This is a genomic window from Corynebacterium sp. HMSC070E08, assembly GCF_001808895.1.
GTDB lineage: Bacteria > Actinomycetota > Actinomycetes > Mycobacteriales > Mycobacteriaceae > Corynebacterium > Corynebacterium hiratae.
Window position 1 is genome coordinate 43,031 of sequence record NZ_KV794732.1, and the last position, 24,067, is coordinate 67,097.

A 24,067-nucleotide genomic window follows, 5' to 3' on the forward strand; every position below is an offset into this window, starting at 1 on the left:
GCGACACCGCCTCAGCAGAGAAACCGTAGAGCCATGCGCCGCTCTCTGACTCGTCGCCGCCTCCTCCACGCCTCTGGATTAGCCACAGCCACCGCCGCCTCCCTCGTCGCCTCTTCAGCATCGGCAGCCGATCCCACGTCCACCTCCTCCCTCGGGCTAGTAGAGCCGCCCGCGGGCACGCTGCCCTTCGTGCACGGAGTGGCATCCGGCGATCCGATTCCGGATTCAGTCATCCTCTGGACGCGCATCACGCCCACCGAGGAGGCACTGCCGGGCAGCGGCGTAGGCCCTTCGGTCACCGTGGAGTGGGAGGTGGCAGCGGATGGGGAGATGAGGGACGTCGTCAAGCGCGGCACTGTGGTTGCCTCCGCAAGCCGTGACCATACTGTCCACGTGGACCCGCACGGCCTGCAGCCGGACACCGAATATTTTTATCGCTTCCTCGTCGATGGTGTCTCCTCCCCCATCGGGCGGACCAAGACCGCACCCGCGGCCACCGCCTCGCCGGAGCAGCTCACGTTTGGGGTCGCCTCCTGCGCGAATTGGGAGTCGGGCTTCTTCAGTGCTTACGCGGACATCGCCCGGCGCGCGCACTCCGGGCAGCTGGATTACATGGTGTTCTTAGGCGATTACATCTACGAGTACGCCGCCGGCGAATACTCCGGGTTTGGGCCGGTGCGCCTGCACCACCCCGCGCACGAGATCACCACGCTGGCGGATTACCGCACGCGCTACGGGCGCTACCGCACCGACCCCGACCTGCAGGCAGCGCATGCCGCTCTGCCGTGGATCGTGGTGTGGGATGACCATGAAACAGCCAACGATAACTGGGCCGGCGGCGCGGAGAACCACGACCCCGCTACGGAAGGAAGCTGGCAGGAACGACAAACGGCGGCCATGCGCGCCTACTTCGAGTGGATGCCCGTGCGCGCCACCGCGCCTTCCGAGGACGGGCATCTGTACCGCTCACTGACCTTCGGCGATTTGGCGGAGCTGACCATGATGGACCTGCGCACCTACCGCGACCAGCAGACGCCGTGGAACCCAGTGGCGTTTATGAAAGAGGGCCGGAGCATGCTGGGCTCGGAGCAGTATGACTGGCTGCTGGGAAAGATTGAGACCTCGCAGGCCACGTGGAATCTGCTGGGGAATTCGGTGATGTTTGCCCCGCTGAATCTGGTGTCACTGCAGGAGAATTCGCTGACCGCACAGGTGGCTGCCGCCCTGACGAAGAACATCACGGGGATTCCCGTCAACGGGGACCAGTGGGATGGTTACTCCGCAGAACGCCGCGCGCTTATCGACGCCCTCCGCGCCTCCCCTGCCCACGCCCTGTTCCTCACCGGCGATATCCACACCGAATGGGCGCATACGATTAGCAAGGACGAGGAGGTGGTTGCCGCGGAGATGGTGTGCGGGTCCGTGTCGGCACCCAATATCAACGAGGCGCTCAACCTACGCGCGGGCAATACTGTCTCCCGCCTCGCCGAACAGGTATTACGCCAGGCCAACCCGCAGTGCCACCACGTCGAGCTGGATAGCCACGGCTATTGCTTCGTCACGCTGAGCCGCGAGGAAGCCCAGATGCACTGGCTGCGCGTGGATGATGTACTCAGGCCGGGTTCCCCCGTGAGGCAGGCGCATGCGCTGACCTATAGGCCGGGCGCGGGAGTTGTGAGCTAGCTTGCTTGCGTTAACGATCGGTGGCGATGGGCCGATACATAAGGTGTAGCGCATTACGCCGCTGCACTTCCCTATCACTCATATCTCTCGTGCGCCCTCTCCAAGCGTCTCTCTCACCTCTCTCTGTGCAGCGCCTCTCTACCCCCTTCGGGTCTACATCTCGGCGGAAGGCTCCGAGGCCCCTTCAGTAGCGGTAGCCTGTGCGCCCTCGGTGGGCGCAGGAGTTTCGGAGACCCCTTCCTCCGCTGGTGTTTGGGTTGTCGGTTCCCCTGGATTCACAGGTGCGAAGGTGGCCTCACTGTCCGGGGTGCTATCAGTGACTGTGCCCTGCACGCTTTCCACCGGCTCCTCGGGCGTCGAGACATAGGAAGGCTCGTCCTGCGGCGCGGTTTGTGGCGTTGGCGAAGGTTCGGAGGGCTGAGTGGACTCGGACGTTGTCTCTGATTGTCCCATCCAGCGCGAGGGTGATAGCCACCCGGCATTCTCCACTCCGTCTGGGTTGGCGGACGCTAACAGCAGCACACTGATCGCGCCGAGCCCGGCGATAAGCCCTGTAGTGGAGCGGCGCACGCGCCCGCCAAGCGTCCAGAAGGAGTCCCACTTGTTCTCCGGCTTATCCGCGCGCCAGATACCGCGGCCGTAATCATCCTCTTCCTCGTCGTCGGGTTCGGCCGAATAGGCCGGGCGCCCTGGGCCGTCATCCTTGCTGTCTTGCGCTTCGGCGGCCGCGTCAGCGACAGCGTCGGCGGCCACAGCCTCCGTCTCGGATGCCGAGCTCTCTTGTCTCGACTCGGTGTTAGCGCCTGCCGCCGGCATGACGGTAGTGGGGGCATCGGCATCCACCGCGCCGCCCAGCACCTCCAGTACCTCACCCGCGACGTTTTCAGCGTTAGGCAGCTTGTACAGGTCCCAGAAGGAAGACAGCAGCGCCGAGCGGATCGCGCGCTCCACCGCCCACTGGCGTGCGGGGTTGACCTGCACCAAGACGCGGTACTTCACCTGCCATGGCTGGCCGGCCACCGTGGGAGCAACCAACCCAGTAGCGGGCAGAACGTCGAGCTCACCAGCCACGTCCGCGCGGATGTCCGGGGTATCGATGGCGCGTTGTGAAATCTTCTCTACCTGTTCGGTCAGATCCTGCACGGAATCGCCCTCATGGACCGGGATGGCAATATCCACCACCGCGCGCGACCACTCTTGCGAGTAATTTGTGACCACGCCCGCCGAACCGTTCGGCACCATGACAACTTCACCGGTCGGCGTACGCACCGTCGTTGTGCGCAAGGTCAGCGATACGACGGTGCCCTCCACGCCGGTCACGCCGTCGAAGCTGACATAGTCACCCACACCGAACTGCTTTTCCGAGAGGATAAAGAAACCGGCGAGGAAATCACCGATGATCGACTGTGCGCCGAAACCGACGGCAGCCGAGACCACGGTTGCCGGGATGGCCGCGCCCAGGGGAGGCACTCCAACGTTGGCCAGCGCCGCCAACACGAGCAGGAAGTACGCCACCGCCTGTGCCACATAGACCAGCGCGCCGGCCAGCGCCAAGCGCGCCTTGGTGGACTCTTGGTTTTCATCGAGGCGGGACTCAATGACCCGCACCGCCAAGCGGCCGATGCGCGGGATGAGAATCGCCAACAACAGCATTCCTAGCAGTGGCAAACCATGGTCAACGAAGGCCTGCCAAATGGCGAAAAAGTAATACTTCAGCATTGCGCCAAGCCTAGTCCTACAGCCTGACAGAACCCTTGGAATCTCAAGCGCGGTGGATGAGATAGTAGTTCGGAGTGGGCTTCCACGTGTAGCCAGCAGGGATGATGTCCTTGCCGTAGGCGCTGAATGCCTTAGTCGTCCACAGCGGAATCGCCGGCATCTTCTCCAGCAACAGCTCCTGGGCCTGCAAGTAGTACTCCTGGGCCTCCTCCCGGTCCTTCGCCTGGCCTACCTTCTTCAGCAACTCGTCGTATTCGGTGCTGCGAAAACCTGACTCGTTTTCTGAGGAATAGGAGGCAAACAGCGGCACCAGGAAGGTCGACTCATCCGGAAATTCCGCCTGCCAAATCGTCCTGAAAGCACCGGTAATGTGCCGCGCTGTGACCTCTCGACGCAATTCCTTCAAGGTCCCAAATTCCTTGCTTTCGGCGAGCACACCGAGGGTATCCGTCACCTGCTGAGCCACCGCATCGACCCACGTCTTGTGGCCGCCATCGGCGTTAAACGCGATGCTGAACGTCCCCTTAAAGGGGTCTAGCTTCTCCGCCTGTTCCCACAGCTCGCGGGCTCTATCCGGCTGGTAGGTCAGCACGTCAGCACCTTCCGGCGCAGGCGGTGGGGAGCCGAAGAGCGGCGCTACGAAGCTGTTGGCCGGAGTCACTCGGTCGTGGAAGATGTCCCGCGCAATCTTTTCTCGGTCTACCGCCATGGACAGGGCCCGGCGGCGCAGGCGGCCAGCCTCGCCGCGGAAATTGGCATCGTTGGCGGGAATGGTGATCTCCATGATCGAACCGCCAGGCTTAGTAAGGGCCCGCGCGCCGAGCTCCTTTTCGAAGCTTCCGAGCTTCTCCGCCGGGATGCGCGTCAGCACGTCCAGCCGGCCCGCCACAAGATCCTCGTAGGCCTGCTCCTCCGAGGCGTACACGACGAACTTAATGCCCTCATTCTGCGGGTGTCGCGGCCCTTTATAACGCGGGTTCGGCACGAGGGTCAACGCCTTCTCACGTTCCCACGAGGCCAACAGGTATGGCCCGCTGCCAATCGGGTCCGTGCCGCGCTCACTCAGCTTGTCCTGATCCGCAGAGCGCATGGGGAAAAAGACGGAATAACCCAAGCGTTCAATGAAGCCCGCCGTGGGGCGCGAGAGCTCAATGCGGAAGGACTTCTCCCCCGTCACCGTCAGCCCGCGCATCTCCTTCCTGCCTTCATTGAAACCGAGAATCGGCGCAAAGTGATGTGCGGAAAGCAGGGACTGGCGCACTGCCGTATTCCACGTATCGACGAAGTCCTGCGCGCTGACCTTCGAGCCATCGGAGAACACCGCGTCTTCACGAATCTGCACGTCAAACGTGGTGTCATCAACCTGCGTGACGGATTCCGCCATGTCGTAATGGGCGCCGCCGTCCTTATCCAGGTACATCAGGCCCGAGTACACCAGGTTGATGATGGTTTGGCCTGGCACGTCGTTGGAATCGGCCGGGATGAGGGAGCGCTGCGGCTCCGAGATATCGGTAGTAATGAGATTCATTCCCGAGGTATCCATGCGCTCCGGTTCCGTTCCGCAACCCGCCAGCGTGGGGGCCGCAACGCCCGACACCGCCAGCGCCGCGAGCATGCCCAGAAAAGAACGCCTCGACGTCACGCGTCCATCACCTCACTTTCATCACTAGATTAAAGCATTTCTCAGGTTCTAATCATCTCTTTTTTCATATCGGCGCATGAGTCTTTCCACCAATTCATCGGTGAGCTGATCATCGGCCAAGATGCGATCCAAAAGCTCGCGCGGCGTTGGCCCCTCAGCGCTCTGTTCCTCGTAGGAGTCACCGCTTAGGTCCACACCGAAGTCGGAGGACTCCGCTTCCGCAACGGCCGGCTCCATCATCTCCGACATCTCTGCGACTTCCTCGTTGAAGGAGTCGAGGAATTCGGAGGCATCGATGGCGGCTTCCGCACGGCGCTTGCCGGCTCGGACTTCGCGCTCGATGCGGCGTTGCAGGGCCTTTTCCATCTGGTTGTGGCGCCAGGAGCGAAGCTTCGTGGGCTCTAGACGACGCCCCACGGCACGCCCCTTGCTTTCCGCCTTGCGCGCCATGACCATGACGTAAGCCGCGGTGTCATTGACCGGCGCCCATTCCTGGCGAGCGGGTACGCGCCAGCCCGCCCAGATGCCCAGCATGGTGAGGACAAAGGACACAACCGGCCCGAGAATAACCCCCCACGCCAAGTAGCCGGCCGAGTCTGCGCCCAAGACCACCAGCGCGCAGGCCACCGCGGGGATCACGGTGGGGGTGTTATCACCAAAGACCGCGGGCTCGCGCCCCATGGCGATGTCACGGATCATGGAGCCGCCCGTAGCCGTGAACACACCCATCATGATGCAGGGAATCAGGGGCAGGCCATACGCGATGGCTTTGAGCGCGCCTGTCGACGCCCACAGGGCCGAGACCACCGCATCACCATGCGACTGCACGTAGTCCCACGTTTTGCCCTTGAAGTAGACGAAGCGGGCGATGATGGCGCCAGTAAACGCCAGGTAGAGATACTCCGGCTGGCTCATTGCGGCGACGGTGCCGCGGTTAATGAGCACGTCACGGATCATGCCGCCGCCGAGGGAAGAGAACATCGCGATGAAGAAGAAACCCACGATGTCATAGCCGCGCTGCCGGGCCATGGTGCCACCGATGATGCCCATGAGGAGGACACCTATGATGTCGGACCAGTAGTACAGCGACTCGATCAACGGGTCCATCTCGACAACGCTCATGGTGGTCATCGTATCGGGTGCTAAGCAATCTCTCGCATTGAGGAGCTATTCCTTGCAATGCGCCGCCTAGCTGGCGGACCGCTAAGGCTCAGAAAATGAGCTAATGCATGTAGAGCTCGTTGTAGGCTTTCTCAATCCAAATGACATAAAACACTTCCCCGTCTTTCCAGCCCGCGAAAGGAAGATTCCCTTTGTGACGGTAAACCCGGAATTTCTCCACATCCTGAAATTGCCGCGGAATCTGAGGCTTGATAGCGCTTGCCGGAATAAACTCTGAGCCGAGTCCGTGCCTGGGATGCTGTGCCAGCTCTTTCCATGAAAGCACTGACCGCTTGTGCCACTTTTCCAGAAACTCTGCGCGCATTGAATCATCTAGTTCTTCGAAGCCCCACCCCTGCTGCAGGAATCGCGTTGACAGGAGCGGATAGTCAGCCCGCGAGCTACGAAGAGCATCCACGACGCTTGAATCTGGGGCGCTCCTCACCCCTCTGGTTGGCCTACTCCCCCGTCGTTTACTTTTCGTGCCCACAGCTAGCAGAAGTAGTTCTTCAGATCGGCATCAGTTATTTCTAACCCGCGTTTGCCCTCCACGAAGTTCTTTTTCCACGGCGACTCGGTGTGGGTTTTATTCCGCAGAGCCCATGCAGAGTAGGGGCCATACTTATCCCATACCTCAATCAAGTCCTGCTCAACGTCGCGGTAATCATCCCAGTCGAAATCATCCGAGACGAACTCATCGGGGTCTATAGGAAGCTTTCCGTAGTGCTTAACGTCATGGTAGACGTCCACGACTACTGGACCATGAGCCCAGGCTTCCATTCGTTCAGGAAAAAGCGGCAGGCCGTCGGAGGAGCGCATATGCAGCCCTTTGGCGTAGTAGAGAAGCTTTTGAAGTTTGAGCTGCGTAATGTCAGCATCATCAGTTTCATCAGCCCACGCTACAAACCATTCGGCGATTTGCCGCGCCGTAAATTGCTCCATGCTTGCCCTCCTTCCACTTCCCGCTAAGAGTACAACAGGCCCAAGACATGTGAACATCTCAATGTTGGATCGATCGCGAAACACCTGCTTAAAGGAGAGCATAGAAGCTCTGAATTGTGGGGCCACCGGGGCTCGAACCCGGGACCAACGGATTATGAGTCCGTAGCTCTAACCGACTGAGCTATAGCCCCGCGTATTCCCTACCCACGCAACCCACACCAGCGCGCAGCCGGTGCGCCACGTACGGCAGCGAATCCGCTCCCAGCAACATTAATCGGCAGGCCCAGAAAACGGCAATTTAGGGCTCGTCCTGGCTGAGATCCTCGCCAAGGTTTGCCTCGTCCAGGTCTCCCGGGCCTGAACTCTGCGCCTGGTCTTCGTCAGCGACCTTCTGCCCCTTCACCGACACAACGACCCCGATAACGTAGGAGGCGATCACCCCGAAAACGCTGAGCCAAAAGAGTATCGAGGACAGGTCTAAGGCCCACCGACCGACAATCTGGGTGAAGGCGGATTTCACGCTCTCGTCGGTATCGCCGTAATCGACCAAAAAGAAGCCGGCCAGGAAGAGGAACACGGTCACAGCAATGAATGCCCACGACTCGCGCCACCCGAAGGCCTTGTACGTTCCGCCCCCTTCATCTTCCTTCGGGGTACGTACGGGGATGAGCCACAAAACTAACAGCGCAAGGACCACGATGCCGCCGGCCGGAAGGGTAAAGAATGCGAGCCATCCGCCGACACCAAATATGACCCGCCCCAAAGCAAAGAACGCCGCGCCTAACAGGCTCATGACAAGCGCCGCGACGGAGCTGATCTGAACGTTCCGATACTTCATGCCAAAAGCCTAGCGTGCATCGCCGCTACTTTCACCTACAAAACTGACGACGCTCAGCCCTAGACCCACTACATACTGGCTTCGGCCTCTGCGTCAGTTACCAGGCCTATTCTTTCTTTTTCATTTTCCTAGCTTGCCTGCGCTCGCGTCTCCGAGCACGTTTTGCTTTGCGGATATCCACTACCCAACGCGGAACAAATGGCCACGGAAGCGGAATCCCGAACGCGCCTGTAAAACCAATGACTCCGATGACGAAAGCTGCCATGATCGGGGCAAGCAGCACCGTTTCGGCGGACTCTGGGAGGTTCATATTTGCGACCAGCCCTGTGGCACCGGCAGCGCCCATGATGAGCGTGCCGTAGGGATAAATGAAGAGCACACCATCACTTTCGGCGCCTTCCGCATCGGCTGAGTCGTACCATCTTTCCGACCTGGGAGTTTTTCGCACGCCCCGGATGTAATAGGTCCAATAAAGAGCCATGACAATCACTAACCCGAAACATACGAGCAGCTCAGTAGTATCCCCACCCATAGGACGTGGCCTCCTGTGGTTGCTTTTGCGGTACGCAACAAACGCTACCAGCGCCGGCTGGGTTAAGGCATGGGGCGAGAACTCAGCGCCCGAACCTAGGACAGAATTGTCTGATGAAGAATCTGGGAGCTTGTAGTCTCGTGATCATGAGGCTCCTTTCCTTTAGCGTGTCCAACTTCCGCAGCATCCGCGCCACCCAAACGCTCACGCTCTACCACGACTGGCAGCACTCCACCGGCCCGGAAGAAGGCTGGGCGCAGGTTAGCGATCCCATCTCCGTTCTCATCGGCCCCACCGCTTCCGGCAAGAGCAGCATCCTCAACGCCCTCGCTTTCGCCCTGCTCGCCATCGAGTCCTCCGCCACCGCCTGGCTTGCCGACGCCCCACCCAACCAACTCCCCCACGCCCCCTACCGCCTCAACCCCCGCACACAGCGCTTGCCCAGTACTTTTGAGCTGGAGTTCGAACTCAACGGCGTGCGCTACCTCTACGGCTTCCAGTGGAGCTTTACCGGCGTGCATGCCGAATGGCTCAGCCGCGTGCCCTCGACTCGGTGGAGCCCCTGCTTCGTGCGGACCCGCGGCGAGGACGTGCAGTGGACTAAGTCCTTTATGGATGAAGGGGACGTCGCCAAGCTCGGCCCCATCGATGACACCGAGCTGCTCTTGTCCGCTGGCCTGCGCGATGAGCACCCCATCCTCGCCCCGCTGGCCCGCGCCCTGGTGCACGACGTGTCCTACCTGCCGCACGGCCATACCTCCATGAGTACTGCCTCCCGCATCACCACCCTCATCCGTGAGGGCAAGCTGCACCTGCATGAGGCTGCCGCGCTGCTGCGCGCGGCCGATTCGGGAATCCACTCCGTGCGGCTGAACCAGGACCACATCCCCGAGCACGTCTTCCGCCAGATGCGCCCGGTCATTGATGCGCTCAGCCGCAGCGCCGGCAGCATCCCCCGACCAGACGAGTTCCAGGCTTACTCCGATGCGGAGATCGAGTCCCTACTGCACTCCATCATCGTGGAGCACAAAGTTGGTGACTCCTACTACGCGCTGAAGTTGACCGATGAATCCGGGGGCACGCAGAATTGGATGGCCACCGCTCCCCTGGTGTTGGACACGTTGCGCCGCGGTGGGATCCTAGTGGCTGATGAGCTGGATTCCGCCCTGCGCCCAGCGCTGTTGGATTTCATCATCGATGCCTTCCGCGAGCCCAGCATCAACGTCAACGGCGCGCAGCTCATCTTTGCCTCCCACGCCTTCAGCGTGCTTGAGCGCTCCAGCGAACTGGGCCTACGCCCGGAGAGCTTCTGGTCAGTGGAAAAGACCGATGCCGGCGAATCAGAGCTACACAACCTCAGCGAGACATCCGTGTCACTCGACAACCCCGACGCCACCCACCGCTTCCTTCGCGAGCGCTACGGCACTGCCTCCCGTGCGGCTCTCGATGCGCTGCAGGAGCTTGTTAGGGCTTAAGAGTGCGGGCTATAGCACCACCGACCACTGGAAAGTCTGCGGCTACAAGCGCTGAGCGGATGAAACTAGCGCTGCGCGAGCGCCTGCAAGGCTTCACGCACAGCGCTGGCAAAATTGTCGCAACCCGCTCTCCTCAGCGCATCGTCTAGGCCCTGAAAGCCCTTCCTTTTCTGCCAATACTCCAGCTGCTGACTCGTACATTCAATCACTAAGTTTGGAGCGGAATCGCGAATGAGCATGAGGAATGCATCCGCATTCATTATCTCGTAGCGCTGCTCGCTGGCAGTAATGGTTATATCCTGGGGCGAGTTATCAGTAAGGATGATGTCGGCTTGTGAGGCGAAAGCCGCCGCGTGGACATGGTAGTCATGACGATCCAAACCGTCGAAAGGCATGTCTCCGGGAAAATCATCAATGATTTCCTCCATCACCGCACCGATCTTCTCGACACGGTCCTTGATAATTCTCCCAGGTGCTGTGGGATGTTTCCGCCGCATCGCCCGTACCGTTTCCGCAAGTACGTCTTGAGACGTATAGAACACAAACATGTCTCCAGATACAATCTGCAGCGCAAAAAGCCAATCTAGGATTGTACGGCTCACTAAAATGTTTGCGTCAACGAATACCTTTTGCGGCATGTTCTCGAGGATAGTAACCGCGTTAGCCCAGTGCAGTTTCTAGCAGTTCTCAATGCACCTAGGACTGTGAAAAGAAACTCTCGTTCTCCTCTTCGAATGCACGCCATTCTTGGAACGCTTTCACGCGTTCCTCAGCGCGCTGGCGCTTCAACTGCAGGACATCCTCACGCTTAAACCGCGTATGTGTTCCGCGCTTGTGGGTAGCTATCCTTCCTTCCTTTGCCCATTTCATGAGCGTTGGACGCGAGATGCCTAACAGCTCGGCAGCTACTGTACTGGTGAGCTCCTCAGGAATGCGAGAGATTGTGACTTCCCCTCGCTGCGCGACAGAAGCCAAGACCTGAGAAATCAATCGCTGAACATCACGCGACAACGGGACTGGGCGCCCGTGCTCATCTGCTACCCGAAAGCTCGCTGCCTCGAGAGTCTGCAGCGACTTCAGCTCTTTGAGAGTAGTTTCTTCGATCATGAGCCGATCGTTGATGAGTGCAGAGGCAGTCATCAGCGCTCCTTTCCCAGCGTGACACTTACACCTGAAACGCCTTTCGCTTACAAGTGAAACTTCCCTCAAGGATAACCAAGTTGCGCACGAATGGCTAGAGGCCACCTCAATGCTCCACATACTGCGCATGTCCGGCACACCTGTCAGAATCAAGGCTTGTCTTTTGAAGCGCGCAGCCTATCACTGCGACCCCAGTCGCCCTCTGCAAAAAGCTCTGGAGCCTACGCGGCTCCAGGCGACAACGTTCCGGTGACCGGATCGTCGTGCGATTAAGTCTAAGCAATACAACGCCAAACCGACAAGGCATTTAGCCGCATGCCGTCATATAAACTAGTTCCGACGCACAAGGAACACACGCCATGACTGAACAGGAACGCCTCGAAGCGCTTGAAGCTCGCGTTAGCGAACTAGAATCCCAGGTAGCCCAGCTGCTGCAGCCCCTCGGTCATGCGCCCTCGCGCCCTAGTCCCGCAGACACACCGCCGCCGGCTAACGTTCATTCTGAAAGGCGCTCACCGGAGGAGAAGATTGCGCTCTTCATGGATTACTTCGCGGGGAGGACAGACGTCTACGCAGTGGCTAAAAATACTGCGGAAAAGAAGGCCTGGTATCCGGCCAGCAATGGCTACTATGACCGAAGAAACCCCGACCTGAAACCCTTAACACCGAAGGTGATCGAAGGGCATTTGCGCCGGGACAACCACTTCCACGTTGGTCTTTACCCACTGTGCACAGATGATAGCTGCCGGCTGTTAGTCTGCGATTTCGACGATGACGACTTCAAGCAAGCCGCCCGCGCCTACTCCGAAGAATGTAAGAACCATGGACTCGATCCACTCATAGAGGTTTCACGCTCTGGGAACGGAGCTCACGTCTGGGTATTCTTCGACGAACCTATTCCTGCCAGCCTCGCCCGTTCCGTGGGCATCGGACTTCTTGCCAAAGCTAGCCCGGATTCCTACTTCTCCAGTTTCGACCGTTTCTTCCCTTCCCAAGACACTCTGCCGGCGAAAGGCCGCGGTTTCGGCAACCTGATTGCCCTCCCATTGGCTGGCCACCATCGATCCGAAGGCACAACGGTCTTCGTCGACAGTGATTTTCAAGCATTGCCTGACCAATTCGAGGCCCTGGCTAGGACGAAGAAATCGGGGCTCGCCGAACTCAAGAGAATCTACGCTGAGCTTCAGCCCGATCCCGAGACATCCCTTCCCCAGGCCCCAACCCGCGCAGAACTAAAGAGGCTCAAGGCTTCTGGGAAAGTCCACGTCACGCACGATTCGCACGTCCACGTCGATTTATCGGGCGTCGACGCCACCACTCGTTCGGCCCTGCGACACCTCGGCGCTATTGCTAACCCGCAGTTCTATATCAAGCAAGCCCAGCGTTTCTCCACCTTCGGAACTCCACGGATCATCGTGCGCTTTGATGAGAAGGACCAGATCCTCACGCTCGACCGCGGCACGCTCGATGACGTCCTCGATATTCTGAAAACCGCAGGATATACCGTCACCCGCCGCGGCCATACGCCGAAACCACAGCGCATCGATGCATCCTTCGCCGGCGAACTACGCCCCTACCAGCATTCCGCCGTCACACAGATGCTCAAACACAAGTCTGGAATGCTCATTGCTCCTCCCGGCACTGGAAAGACCGTCATGGCCTGTGCAATCATCGCCCAGCGGTCAGTGCCCACCGCAGTTATCGTCCCTTCGAGGGAGCTTGCTACCCAATGGAACAAAGCACTCAAGCAGTTTCTTCCAGATGTCCACGTCGGGCAATACTCCGGCGCTAAGAAGAAGCTCAGCGGCGTGGTAGACATTGTCACAGCGCAGTCCATCAGCCGTAGTGATTCCAAGACTGACTTTCTCTCCGGCTACGGCCACATCATCGTTGACGAATGCCACCGGGTCGGGGCTGCAGGTTTAACCAATGTCCTCGCGCAACTCAACGTTCGTTTTATACTCGGCATGACTGCGACTCCGTACCGTTCCGACGGTCTTGATAAGTTACTGCCTCTCATTTGCGGCCCTATCCGCCATACCGTCGAGCTTGATCGCCCTGGGCAACGCAACTATGTAGTCCACAACACGGACTTCACCTACGATGCTCCTTACCTTTTCTGGCCCGACCTCGACACCGCTCTGGCGGTGGATGAGCACCGCAACCAGCTCATCGCCGATGTCATCACACAAGCCGCGCAGGGCGAGCACACTGTCCTCGTCCTAGTGAAAAGACGCGAACACCTCGCTGCCCTCAGCGCCTTGCTTACCGACGCCCCCTTCCCCGTCCTCCAACTCCACGGCGGACAGAAAGCCACTGAACGGCAGGCCGTGCGTGAACAGCTTGCCACCACACCGCATTTCGTCCTTTTAGCCATGTCCCAGGTAGCCGGCGAAGGCATCGATCTTCCCGCACTGGACACTCTTGTGCTGGCCGCCCCAGTAAGCTTCCGCGGCGTTGTCATTCAGCAGGTTGGCCGAGTCACTCGCGATACCGATGACAAGGAAAGCATCTCTGCCACCGTCCACGACTTTCTCGATGCCAACGTCCCTGCCCTCGCCTCGGCTTTCAGGAAGAGGAGCTCGACCATAGCCAAGCAGGGATTCACTCGCAACAACAGTTAGAGCTGCCCCATGGTTGACTGATTGCTACTAAGTTAGGGGATATGCACAACTGAAATCATTGTGCGTTGCTCGGGGGAAAGGTTAAAAGTGAGCAATGAAACAAATACGGACGCCACGTTCCTTTGCAAAAAGCGTCCCTTCTCAAATTCACAAATTGACAAGTTAGGGGAGTTCTATGTAGGAAAGCGCAGTACACCGCCCGATTGCCAAGAAGAAATCATCGCTTGGTACGAATGGCTCAAAGACGAAACTACGAAGCTCGTTTCGTCTGCGGTTCAATCCATAGACGCTGACGGTCGAGGACCTTTCGAGGCAGTACAATCTGCCCGAGTCAAAACTAGGTCATCCATCGCAGACAAATTAAAGAGAGGATCCCGCTTATCGGCGATGCAGTGGACTTCGCCGGTGTTCGTTTCGATTTGGGCGCGTCTCACTCTGTACTGCTAGATATTGCCAAGGCTATCGAGGTTCTAGCGAGGTTCTAGTCAAGCAAGTCAATGCCGAAGTAACCATCAAGAACTATCTCTCTAATCCCCAGCGAGGATACCGTGCGGTGCATGTATGGATTACCAGCAAACCTACCGGTCGCGTGGAGATTCAATTGCGTACCCAGCCCCAAGCCGAATGGGCGAATACATTTGAAAAACTGGCAGACCTTACCGGCCGACGAATTCGCTACGAAGATGACTACCGCCCAGCGAATCCGGAACTTGCAATCTATTTGGGCAAACTTGCTCGAAGTCTCCGACAAGTTCTACGGCATAGAGACAGATCTGGAGGAGGGATACGAATCAGCACAAAGTGGTTTGCAGACCATCGCCGCGACATCACGAGCCATCCCAGTAGACCCACGAGTACACAGAGAACGAGCCAAGTTCTATATGCACATGGCGAGCTATGAGTTAGAATTGGCAGACACTGCCGAGAACAACAATGAGACCCTCAAAGCGCTGAGAAAACTACAAGACGCCCTTCCTGGCCTGCCAATCGAAAGCGAACAGATTAATGACTGATTTCATAATCACTTACAAGCGTCGCTCAGGCGAGTCTTTCATCAAACAATTCTCGGACTCGACGCAAGCGCTTAAGGAACGCCTCCGCCGCGAAGCAGCGATCGACGATCCTGATATTGAGATCGCCCATATTTCAGCACCTTCCCTGGAATCCTTGAAAAAGTCGCATTCCCGGTATTTCATGGGCCGCGTAGAGATAGAAGACGACCAGGTGAACGCAGCTTAAAGCTTCACTCATGGCCCGCCGCCATGGGCGTGATTATTTCGACCTGCACTCTGCAGGTCGAATGCCAGACAGCGGGCTTCGAATATTTGAGCCAGTCTTCGCTGCGCATGTCCGGCACACCTGTCAGAATCAAGACATGTCTGTTGAAGCACGCGCCCTATCGCTGCGGCGTTTGATGCGCGATTCCGCCGCGATCCGGCTCCTGGCCGCGGATAACGCTCCCGTGATTCTGGCGTTGATCGCGGAGTACTTCCCGCGCGGCACCAGGGCACGCCCAGCGGCGGAGGTGTATGAGCTCATGGTCACCGATTTCGAGGTGTTGGCCAGTGAGTTTTCCATGCCTCGCACGCCGCAGAATTACTGCAATGACTGGGTCAAGGCCGGGTGGCTCATCAGAAAATCCGGAAAGAGCTCCCACGGTGAAACGCTCGAACCCAGCGAGGAGGCCCTGTCCGCGCTCGAAGCCATTGAGCGCTGGGAGGCACCGGTGACCACGGTGACGGCGTCACGCGTGGAATCGATTAGCTCCGCGCTGCAAAGGCTAGCGCGGGATACGAACGAGGACATTGCTAGCCGCGTAGCCAGCTTGGAGGAAGAACGCGACCGCATCGACCGTGAAATTGAGAAAGCCCGCCGCGGGCAGTTCGAAAGGCTCACCGCCGCGGAGGCAGAAGAACGCGTCCAAGACGTGTTGAACATGGCCATGGCCGTGCCGAGCGATTTCGCCCGGGTGCGCCACGAGCTTGAAGCCCTCAACCACCAGCTGCGCCGCCAGCTTTTGGATCCAGAGGGCTATCGCGGCGAGGTGCTGGAGGAGATCTTCAACGGCGTCGACCACATCGCGGAGTCGGACGCAGGGCGCAGTTTCCGCGGCTTCTATTCCCTCCTGATGGATAGGGAGCGCAGCGCCTGGTTGGACCAGTGGATCACGGAGGTCCTCGATAGCGAGGCCGGGCAGGCGCTGGCCGCGGACAGGCGGCAGCAGCTGCGCAGGCTTTTTCGCGATATGGAGGAAACGAGCTTCGAGGTCAACCAGACCATGACGGGGCTGGCACGCAGCCTGCGCAACTATGTCTCCTCCGAGCAGTTCGCGGAAGACCGGCGCATGATTGAGCTACTGCGGGAGGCCCGCGGCATGGCTATCGATGCCGCGCAACACTCCGAGCTCAAAGCCTTTCACCGGATGGAGACACCGCTACAGCGCATCGGTATGTCGATTCACTCCGTCTCCCGTATCCGCCTAGCCAACCCGGGACGGGAAATCGTGGAAGAAACCCCAGAGGCATACCAGCCGGAGGCAGAAGACCCGCAAGCCTTATATGAGCTGGTGCGCGAATCGGAGATTGACTTCGAGGAATTGCACGAGGCGATACGCGGGGCCGTCGCCCAGTCCGGCCCCTGCACGATCGGCCAGGTGCTGCAAGCCCATCCACCAACCCAGGGCCTTGCCAGCGTGGTGGGCTTGGTGCACATCGCCGACCAGCACCCGGTGCCCGTGCTACGTCCATCGCGTGAGAAAGTCACATGGACCGAGGAGGACGGCACCGTGCGCTGCGCCCATATCCCTGCCAAGTATTTCGATCACACCACCGTTAAGGAGCTACAGTGACCGCCGCACACACTCCCCGCGTCGATTCCGCACACGAGCCACCGCTGTGGGAGCACGATAAAGGCTCGCTGACCTACCACTCGCGGCGCGCGTTAGTGCAGCTCCTGCAGGGCCCGCTCATTCGCGCGCAGAAGGAACCGGTGCTGTGGGCCGCCATCATCTCGGATGAGGAGAACCTCCGCGCCCGGCTGCATGAGGTGTTTCTGGAACTCGTCGTGGACGAGACCGAGGGCTTCGCGTTTACCCGGATGGTGGAGGAAGAAACCTTGAGCATCCCGCAGGTGCTGCGCACGGACAAGCTCAAGCACATCGACACCGCGATCCTGCTGAACCTGCGCCAAGAGCTGGGGCTTGCGCTGCCCGGCGAGCGGGTCATCGTGGACGTCGAGGATCTCCGGGAGGGAATCGGTTACGTCCGCGCAGTGGACAACCGTGATGAAGCCGGTTTCAACCGCCGCTTCAACGCCGCCATCAACCGCATTCACAACGACTACTCCCTGCTGAGTGCTACCGAGACCGAAGGGCGCTTCGAGGTCTCACCGGTGCTCCGCCAGCTTTTCGACGCCTCCACCGTCACCGCCATCCGCGATGAATACGCCCGCCTGGCACAAGCCGATGAAGAGCAGGTAGACGAGGAAAAGGAGAAGGCTTCCGATGACTAGCCACACCAGCCTGTACCCCGGCCAATTCCGCATCAGCCGCATTCAGCTGATCAACTGGGGCACCTTCCACGGCTACTTCTCCATCCCGGTGGCGCGCAAAGGTTTCCTCATCACCGGCGGTTCGGGCTCCGGCAAGTCCACGCTGCTGGACGCGATGTCGGCGGTCTTGGTTCCACAGAGCCACCTGAAGTTCAACGCGGCGTCGCAGCAGGACCTAGGCCGGCACAACGGGCGCAGCCTGGTCTCCTATGTACGCGGTGCCTGGCGGCAGCAAGAAAACGCGCAGACCGGTGAGATCGCCCCCGAATACCTGCGGGAGGGCGCTACCAACTCGGTGGTTGCCCTGACCTATGACAATGGCGCGGGCAAGCAGCACACGCTCATAGCTATCTTCCGCCTCAACGGCGGTGAGAACTCAGTCGGCCAGATCAAGAAGTTGTATGGGCTGGTGCCGGGTGATGAGGACGTCGATAAGCTCAGCCCTTTGCTCACCCGCAGCCTGGACACCCGCAAGATCAAGGCCCTGTACAAGGGACCCGGCGTGTCCTTTACGCCGACATATGCCACGTTTGCGGATCGTTTCCGCAAACGCCTTGGCATCAAGAACGTGGAGGGCCAGCTGCTTCTTCACCGCACGCAGTCCGCGAAGTCGCTCTCCAGCCTGGATCAGCTCTTCCGGGACTACATGCTGGACAAGCCCTCGACCTTCTCCAGAGCGGAGGAGGCCGTGGAGCAATTTGAGGATCTGCGCCAGGCGTACCTGCGGGTCGAAGACGTCAAGGCCCAGATTGATACGCTCGCTCCCCTACCCCAGCTGCATGCCCAGCGCGCAACCGCGGAGGCAGATAAGCACAAAGCCGAGGCCATGAACGAGGCGCTGCCAGCCGTGCGCTCCCGCCTGGTGGCAGAAGAGCTGGACTCTCACATCCGTGCGCTGAGCGCCCAGCAGGTAGAAGCTCAATCCGAAGTGGAATCCCTCGAGGCTGACGTCGCCCACCTTGATGATGCAGAGCGCCGCGCCGCGATGGCCGTCTCCCAGCTCAGCGCCGGCGAGCTCGATGCCCTGCGCGCCAAAATGGAGACCGCCGACATAGAGATTGAACACCGCTCCAAAGAATTCCAGCGCCTTGCGGCTGCCGTGGGCGAGTGGACCGAACACTATGAGCTCAGCCCGCAAGGATTCGCAGAGCTGCAGGCCAACGCCCAGCTGCGCCTCTCCGACTTCGAAACCGACTCCGCCAATCTGACGAACCAGCAGCAGGAAGCCGGCGTGGCCGCCCGCGATGCGGCCACCGCCTGCGCCCGGCTCGATAGCGAGCTGCGCTCTTTTAGCTCGCGGCGCACCAACATCGACAAGGCCCTGGTGGAGCTGCGCTCCCAACTTGCCCGCGATACCGGCTACGCCGAATCCGAGCTTCCCTTCGCCGGCGAGCTCATCGACATCAGCCCGCAGCAGGCGGACTGGGAGCCGGTCATCCAAAAGCTCCTGCACGGTTTCGCCGCCACCCTCCTCGTGCCGGAGGAAGCCCGGAAAGCCATTAACCAGTGGGTCAACTCCCGCAACGTGGGTACCCGTCTGGAATACCGCACCATCCCGGAGTTCACGTCGGCGCCAGCCTCCGCGCGCAGCCCGCGGCAGCTCATCCACAAGCTGGAATTCCAGGATCACCCCATGACGGCGTGGGTACGCCAACACATTTCCCGCCGCTTCAACTATGAATGCGTGGAGTCGGTAGCGGAACTGGACAAGGTCACCACAACTCCCGCCGTTACCCGCGATGGCTTGGAAAGCCGCCCCAAGGACAAGGACGGCTCCACGCGTTTCATCAAGGATGACCGCACGCGCTTTGCCGGTACCGCATGGTACCGGGTGGGTTCCACCAACACCGCCAAGATTGAGCTACTGCGCTCCCAGTTAAAGCAGGCCAAAGCCACCGCCAGCGCCACCGCCAGGCAGGTCCATAACCTCAACCGGAAGATGGACATCCTGCGCACCCAGCGCGATAAAGCCCAGCAGGTGCTGGACACGAAATTCCAGGACATTGACACCGCCTCCGCGAAAGCCCGCAAGCAGGACCTGCAAGCGCAATACGATTCCCTGGCATCCTCCCCCGAAGCCCAAGCCTTGGCCGCCGCACATCAGCACGCGAAGGAAAAGCTGGAGGCTGCCCGCACCCGGCTCAACCAGGCACAGAAACACCTCGGTGACGTCGAAGGCGAGCTGAAGCGCTCCACCGAGCGCCGCCACGCCATCGGTACCGTTCCGGAAATCGCCGACAAGGACATAGCGAAAGCCGTCGAGGAGGCCTTACACAAGGGCAAGCGCACGCTGACCATCGATAACATCGATGCCCGGCGCGATGAAGTCCAGGCCGACCTGCAGGACGCCGCCCGCACCGCCGCGCGCCGCATCGAGGACGCCAACGGCAAGATCGTCTCCGTCCTCCACGCTTACCTGTCCCAGTGGCCAGCAGAAGCCGCCGACCTGGAACCGCAGGCCAGCTTCGCCGGCGAAGGCATAGAGAAGCTGAAGTACCTACGAGCTGACCGCCTGGCAGATTTCCGCGCCCGCTTCCTGGAGCTGCTCAACGGCCAGACCGTCCAGAACCTCTCCCACCTTGCCTCCTCCCTGCGCCATGCCCGCAGCGATATTGAAACGCGTATGGAGTTCATCAACAAGTCCCTGGAGCGCTCGCCCTTCAACGGTGAGCGCACCCTGCGCATTGATGTCAAGGATGCCCGCGGCCAGGTGGTCCACGACTTCCAGCGGGACCTCGATGCCGCCACCTCCCACAGCCTGGCCGAAATCAGCAAGGATGAGCACGATGCCGCCCTGCAGCGCTACCACGCCCTGGACAAGATTCTGAGCCGCCTGGGCTCGAGCCACCCGGAGGATATCCGCTGGCGCAACGTGGTCTTGGATACCCGTCGCCACGTCAGCTTCATCGGCCGCGAGTGCTACCCCGACGGCACCACAGCCAATACCTATCAGGATTCCGCCTCGCTCTCCGGCGGCCAAGCGCAAAAACTCGTCTTCTTCTGCCTGGCAGCGGCCCTGCGCTTCCGCCTGGCGGAGCCAGACCAGGACGTGCCCACCTATGGCTCCATCATCTTGGACGAGGCCTTTGACCGCGCCGATCCCACCTTTACCCGCACGGCCATGTCCGTCTTTGCTTCCTTTGGTTTCCACATGATTCTGGCCACGCCTTTCAAGCTCATCCAGACGCTCTCGCCCTACGTGGATGGCACCATCGTGGTCAACTACGACGAGCCGATTATCAACGGCCGCCCGCAGGCGCGCACAGGTTATTCACTTATCGACGCCTCCATCCTCTCCTCCCCCAACCCCGAACCACCCCACCCTGAGGAGCCCACCGATGCGGATGCCTAAAGACCTGCAGGTGCACGCGGCGAAATACCTGCGCAACCATTTCGCTGAAGCACTGTCCGATCCGGATTCGCTGCACCTGGCGTGGCCGCTGCACCCACCGACAGCCACGGCCGCCGCCCGCGATATTGGCACCACCCAAGACTTCATCCGCGCCTGGCAGCGCTGGCCGCACCAGGAGGAAGTCATCTACGAGTCCCGCAATTGGTCCCGCGCGGGCCTGGGCACCAATAACGTCCCGACCCGCATCACAATCAACGGCGCCGAACGCATCGCCACCGCTGCCGGCTTGGAACGCGAGTATTCCACCGCCCAACAGCGCGCCCAGGACATCGCCGCCATCTTCCCGGAGTCCCCGGACTTCACCCACACCGTCCACCGCTCCTACAACCAGTGGAAAGACTTAAGCCCGTACGACCTGCGTTGCCTGGGGCCGTGCCTGCGCTGGCTGCGCGCAAACCCTAATTCCGGCGAGTGGGAGCGCGCCGTGCCGGTGGAAGGCGTGGATGGCAAGTGGATTGGCAACCACCGCCGCCTGCTCCTGGCGCTCCTCGCGCCCTTCGGTATCACGGACTTGGGCCTGCGCCGCAGCGACACCCGCCTGCGCCTGCGCTACCTCAACCACGCACCGGCACTCCCCGATATCGAAATCCCCCTCGCCGACGCCGCCGAACTCTTCCCCGACACCCCACCCCGGGTACTCATCGTGGAAAACAAGCAGACCTTCCTGGCCCTGCCGGCGCTTCCCGACGCCTCCCCTCCCACCATCGCCCTCCTCGGCTCCGGCACTGCCGCCCACCAACTCCACGCACTGAACTGGCTGCACCAAGCCGACATCACCTACTGGGGCGACCTCGATGCCGCCGGCTTTGCCATCCTCAACGCCGTGCGTGCCCACTTCCCCCACACGACGTCACTACTCATGGACACCGCCACCGTCACCACATTCCAGCACCTAGCCGTCCCCGACCCCGGCGACGGCTCCGCCACGCTTACCCACCTCACCACCGAAGAGCAGCGCGCCTACCGCCTGCTCTTCACCGAGGGCCGACTGCGCATTGAGCAGGAGCGGATTCCGTTTGCGTATGTGAGTGATGCTATTAAAAAGCGACTCGGGCCAACATAGCGGCACCAGTTCCCAAACTCGCTAGAAAAATGGCCCTCACCTGCCCGTAGCCTTGGTGAGGGCCGAGCGACGATATATATCGTAGAGCTGCTCCTACGCCAAATCATGTCCCATTTTGCCCGATTCCATCAAGAGATCCATCGCTATCACTTCCAACGTTGCCTGCGATACTCAACATTAAGTGGGATTTCGTCAGACTCTGGTGATCTCAAACCTACGGCTGCAGTCGAACGGCAAAAGAAAACCTACATTGCTGGACAGTGAGCTACATGCAAGCATGATTGCCGAGTCAACGGGTATCAAAACCTAGTAACTGGCGAGCGAAACGATCTTGTTTCAACTCTATCAATCAATCTCTTTTGCCTTCGGCCAAATTACGCATGCATAGTCCTCAATAGCTTCTTGCCGCTTTCCAGCTAACTCATTTCCCCACGCGCCATCCGATACTGCTTGAAGAAGAACATTGTCATGAGCACCAGTATATTTCGCCAGAATTGGCGCTTTATCTGCAAAACCATTAGGAAGCGTACTGTTCACCTCACCAGGCAATAGCATCAGGTTGCCAAGTTTGAATACCCAACTATTTCGAGGAGTATTCTCGGATTTGTTAGCTTGAGGTTCAATGTGCTCAATCGTCTGCAGCTTTGAAAAATCAAGAGTTCTTACCGACTTATTTGTTTCAATTTCTCGAAGAATGTACCGGATCTTATGAACATCTTTTCTACGAGAATTAGAGTAAACTAACTTCCCTAGACCTGCTTTGAACTGGTGGTCTGTCGCCCCTTTCTTCGAGGCGCCAATTTGAAACTCCTGCATCGCGGCGCGTAGATCTCCAGCATTTTCAGCAAGGTAAACCATGGTAGCAGCTTTGCGATACAAGCGCCTGTGCGTCGAAGTTGATCCTTTACCCGCAATCGACCATCGAAATTGGTAATTCTTAATCTCTTGGAGAAAAGCAATCAAATCAGCGCTTTTCATCCAACCATCTTTCTCGAGGTACTTTCGCATTAGTGCCAGAAGTAACATAAATGGTTGAGCGGCTCCAGAAACCAGAACCCCATAAAGCGCCCACGCTATTTTATCGAATTTTTGTTGGTGCCAACCCACCCCTTCCGATAGCTCTTTCCACGGTTCCGCTGCCCCACCGGTGGTCAAAGTCTTACCTAAGGCTTCAAAAATGTAGGCGGATCGCAAAAACTCTTCAAGGAAGAATTTCGCAGACTCTTCCGAGCATGTTCCCCCTTCCAAGAATTCCTCAACCGAACGTCGGATTTTCTTTTCTTCCACAGGCTCGCCCGCTACAGCGCCATTCTGCGCAATTGAATTCCAGTGATAATACAAGAATTGATTTAAGTCAATATTGTCAAGCTCCGATTGCTCAACAAGGTCAATCGCTTTCGCCCACATTTTGTCATCCCCCCGATCGGCTCGCTCAGCTAGCCGTGATAAAATTGTGTTCTTAACCAAGTCAACAACCGTTAGACTTTGCCCGCGATCGTTTAGAGTCTCAAATACCCCAAAGGCATCACGCCTACTATCAGCCCACACATAAACAGCCTCTGCCTTCACCAAAGAGTCTCGCATTTCGTTTAGTACTGAAACCGAGTCGCCCGTCCTCTCCTGTTGAGCATGAATGAGCGCCTCAAACTTATTCCTAGCCGCAACTTCAAGCGAGTCAAGGTACTGTCCATTTGGGTACTGACGTTTCTTTTCGGGAGTGAGAACCGACTCTACCAACCTATCGTTCGCAGAACTGTCCCGATTTTCGAGGCGGAATCGTTCTTTACCATTAAGGTCAACGTACTTTATTAGTGGTTCGATACCACCAACAAGCGCTGTTTCCTCGAGTCGGATATATTCGTCGCGCAATACAGAGAGCAAGATTAGTGCTGTCGTAATTCGCTGTTGCCCGTCGATAATCTCCATCTCGCCTGACCGCGGCCCACATACGACCATACTTCCGAGGAAGTGGCCCTGTTGGTTGCTCCTAAGGTCATTCCAGAATTCTTCAATATTAAGCTCGTCCCAAGCATATCGGCGTTGATAACGAGGTATCACATGCTGACCCACTATAAGTATCTCTTGCAAAGGTCTGGAAACTGCTTCAAATTGCATAACTATCCTTTAGGATTAGTGTGCCCCTTTGTGGTTCTATAGCCCCCAAAGAAGCGCGATGACATTTCCGCACAAAAGTGCTCCACGTCATATTAGCAAACCCGCACGCTAGCGCTTACAAGTTTGCTCCCCTATTTTCATCTGCCGTACCGCGGAAATCGGACTTGCCATC

At 59.1% G+C, this 24,067-nt stretch carries 19 protein-coding genes and 1 tRNA gene; 9 read left to right on the forward strand and 11 right to left on the reverse strand.

The annotated features are described in order from the left end of the window. Positions 1-33: 33 nt before the first annotated feature. The gene (locus HMPREF2526_RS01970) at positions 34-1,683 is read left to right on the forward strand and encodes an alkaline phosphatase D family protein (protein WP_049156837.1); all 1,650 of its coding nucleotides are present in this window, start codon (positions 34-36) and stop codon (positions 1,681-1,683) included. A gap of 153 nt (positions 1,684-1,836) precedes the next feature. On the opposite strand, the gene HMPREF2526_RS01975 is transcribed toward HMPREF2526_RS01970, so the two are convergent. From HMPREF2526_RS01975 to HMPREF2526_RS02010, 8 genes are all read right to left on the reverse strand, one after another. Then, positions 1,837-3,402, reverse strand: a complete 1,566-nt coding sequence (locus HMPREF2526_RS01975) for a mechanosensitive ion channel family protein (protein WP_049156835.1) — start codon at positions 3,400-3,402, stop codon at positions 1,837-1,839. 43 nt (positions 3,403-3,445) lie between these two features. After that, positions 3,446-5,044, reverse strand: a complete 1,599-nt coding sequence (locus tag HMPREF2526_RS01980) for a peptide ABC transporter substrate-binding protein (RefSeq protein ID WP_232745382.1) — start codon at positions 5,042-5,044, stop codon at positions 3,446-3,448. Positions 5,045-5,092: 48 nt separating this feature from the next. Further along, complete coding sequence (locus HMPREF2526_RS01985) at positions 5,093-6,166, reverse strand: trimeric intracellular cation channel family protein (protein WP_046647250.1); 1,074 nt, start codon at positions 6,164-6,166, stop codon at positions 5,093-5,095. 100 nt (positions 6,167-6,266) lie between these two features. Next, positions 6,267-6,623, reverse strand: a complete 357-nt coding sequence (locus tag HMPREF2526_RS01990; RefSeq protein ID WP_070510638.1) for a hypothetical protein — start codon at positions 6,621-6,623, stop codon at positions 6,267-6,269. 74 nt (positions 6,624-6,697) lie between these two features. Next, entirely contained in the window at positions 6,698-7,147 is a 450-nt protein-coding gene (locus HMPREF2526_RS01995; RefSeq protein WP_070517348.1) for a Panacea domain-containing protein, read from the reverse strand. 117 nt (positions 7,148-7,264) lie between these two features. Further along, positions 7,265-7,338, reverse strand: a tRNA-Ile gene (locus tag HMPREF2526_RS02000). Between the two features lie 107 nt (positions 7,339-7,445). Further along, on the reverse strand, positions 7,446-7,985 hold the full coding sequence (locus tag HMPREF2526_RS02005) for a hypothetical protein (RefSeq protein WP_070545525.1): 540 nt from the start codon (positions 7,983-7,985) through the stop codon (positions 7,446-7,448). A 106-nt stretch (positions 7,986-8,091) separates the two neighbouring features. Further along, positions 8,092-8,466, reverse strand: coding sequence for a hypothetical protein (locus HMPREF2526_RS02010; RefSeq protein WP_230308877.1), 375 nt, complete (start codon positions 8,464-8,466; stop codon positions 8,092-8,094). 197 nt (positions 8,467-8,663) lie between these two features. Here HMPREF2526_RS02010 and HMPREF2526_RS02015 point away from each other — a divergent pair, with 197 nt between their 5' ends. Beyond that, positions 8,664-9,992: an AAA family ATPase gene (locus tag HMPREF2526_RS02015; RefSeq protein ID WP_070545545.1), complete on the forward strand. Its 1,329-nt coding sequence runs from the start codon at positions 8,664-8,666 to the stop codon at positions 9,990-9,992. 65 nt (positions 9,993-10,057) lie between these two features. On the opposite strand, the gene HMPREF2526_RS02020 is transcribed toward HMPREF2526_RS02015, so the two are convergent. Together HMPREF2526_RS02020 and HMPREF2526_RS02025 are read right to left on the reverse strand one after the other, a co-directional pair. Further along, the gene (locus tag HMPREF2526_RS02020; protein WP_070545529.1) at positions 10,058-10,630 is read right to left on the reverse strand and encodes a PIN domain-containing protein; all 573 of its coding nucleotides are present in this window, start codon (positions 10,628-10,630) and stop codon (positions 10,058-10,060) included. Between the two features lie 58 nt (positions 10,631-10,688). Then, entirely contained in the window at positions 10,689-11,132 is a 444-nt protein-coding gene (locus HMPREF2526_RS02025; RefSeq protein WP_070510649.1) for a helix-turn-helix domain-containing protein, read from the reverse strand. Between the two features lie 359 nt (positions 11,133-11,491). On the opposite strand from HMPREF2526_RS02025, the gene HMPREF2526_RS02030 reads away from it, so the two are divergent. The 7 genes from HMPREF2526_RS02030 to HMPREF2526_RS02060 all read left to right on the forward strand — a co-directional run bounded on the left by HMPREF2526_RS02030 (position 11,492) and on the right by HMPREF2526_RS02060 (position 21,780). Then, the gene (locus tag HMPREF2526_RS02030; RefSeq protein ID WP_070545531.1) at positions 11,492-13,756 is read left to right on the forward strand and encodes a DEAD/DEAH box helicase; all 2,265 of its coding nucleotides are present in this window, start codon (positions 11,492-11,494) and stop codon (positions 13,754-13,756) included. Positions 13,757-14,439: 683 nt separating this feature from the next. Then, positions 14,440-14,769: a hypothetical protein gene (locus HMPREF2526_RS13585; protein WP_232760893.1), complete on the forward strand. Its 330-nt coding sequence runs from the start codon at positions 14,440-14,442 to the stop codon at positions 14,767-14,769. Further along, positions 14,762-14,995, forward strand: a complete 234-nt coding sequence (locus tag HMPREF2526_RS02040; RefSeq protein WP_070545535.1) for a hypothetical protein — start codon at positions 14,762-14,764, stop codon at positions 14,993-14,995. Before HMPREF2526_RS13585 ends, HMPREF2526_RS02040 begins: the two co-directional genes overlap by 8 nt. A 136-nt stretch (positions 14,996-15,131) precedes the next feature. Further along, complete coding sequence (locus HMPREF2526_RS02045; RefSeq protein WP_070545537.1) at positions 15,132-16,604, forward strand: DUF3375 domain-containing protein; 1,473 nt, start codon at positions 15,132-15,134, stop codon at positions 16,602-16,604. After that, entirely contained in the window at positions 16,601-17,266 is a 666-nt protein-coding gene (locus HMPREF2526_RS02050; protein ID WP_046647072.1) for a DUF4194 domain-containing protein, read from the forward strand. The genes HMPREF2526_RS02045 and HMPREF2526_RS02050 overlap by 4 nt, the downstream gene beginning before the upstream one ends. Further along, on the forward strand, positions 17,259-20,657 hold the full coding sequence (locus tag HMPREF2526_RS02055; RefSeq protein ID WP_049156821.1) for an ATP-binding protein: 3,399 nt from the start codon (positions 17,259-17,261) through the stop codon (positions 20,655-20,657). The genes HMPREF2526_RS02050 and HMPREF2526_RS02055 overlap by 8 nt, the downstream gene beginning before the upstream one ends. Continuing rightward, entirely contained in the window at positions 20,644-21,780 is a 1,137-nt protein-coding gene (locus tag HMPREF2526_RS02060; protein ID WP_070545540.1) for a DUF3322 domain-containing protein, read from the forward strand. Before HMPREF2526_RS02055 ends, HMPREF2526_RS02060 begins: the two co-directional genes overlap by 14 nt. 345 nt (positions 21,781-22,125) lie before the next feature. Here the strand turns inward: HMPREF2526_RS02060 and HMPREF2526_RS02065 are convergent, their stop codons facing one another. Beyond that, positions 22,126-23,895 (reverse strand): DUF262 domain-containing protein, encoded by a 1,770-nt coding sequence (locus HMPREF2526_RS02065; protein WP_070545543.1) that lies wholly within the window; start codon positions 23,893-23,895, stop codon positions 22,126-22,128. Between the last annotated feature and the right edge of the window lie 172 nt (positions 23,896-24,067).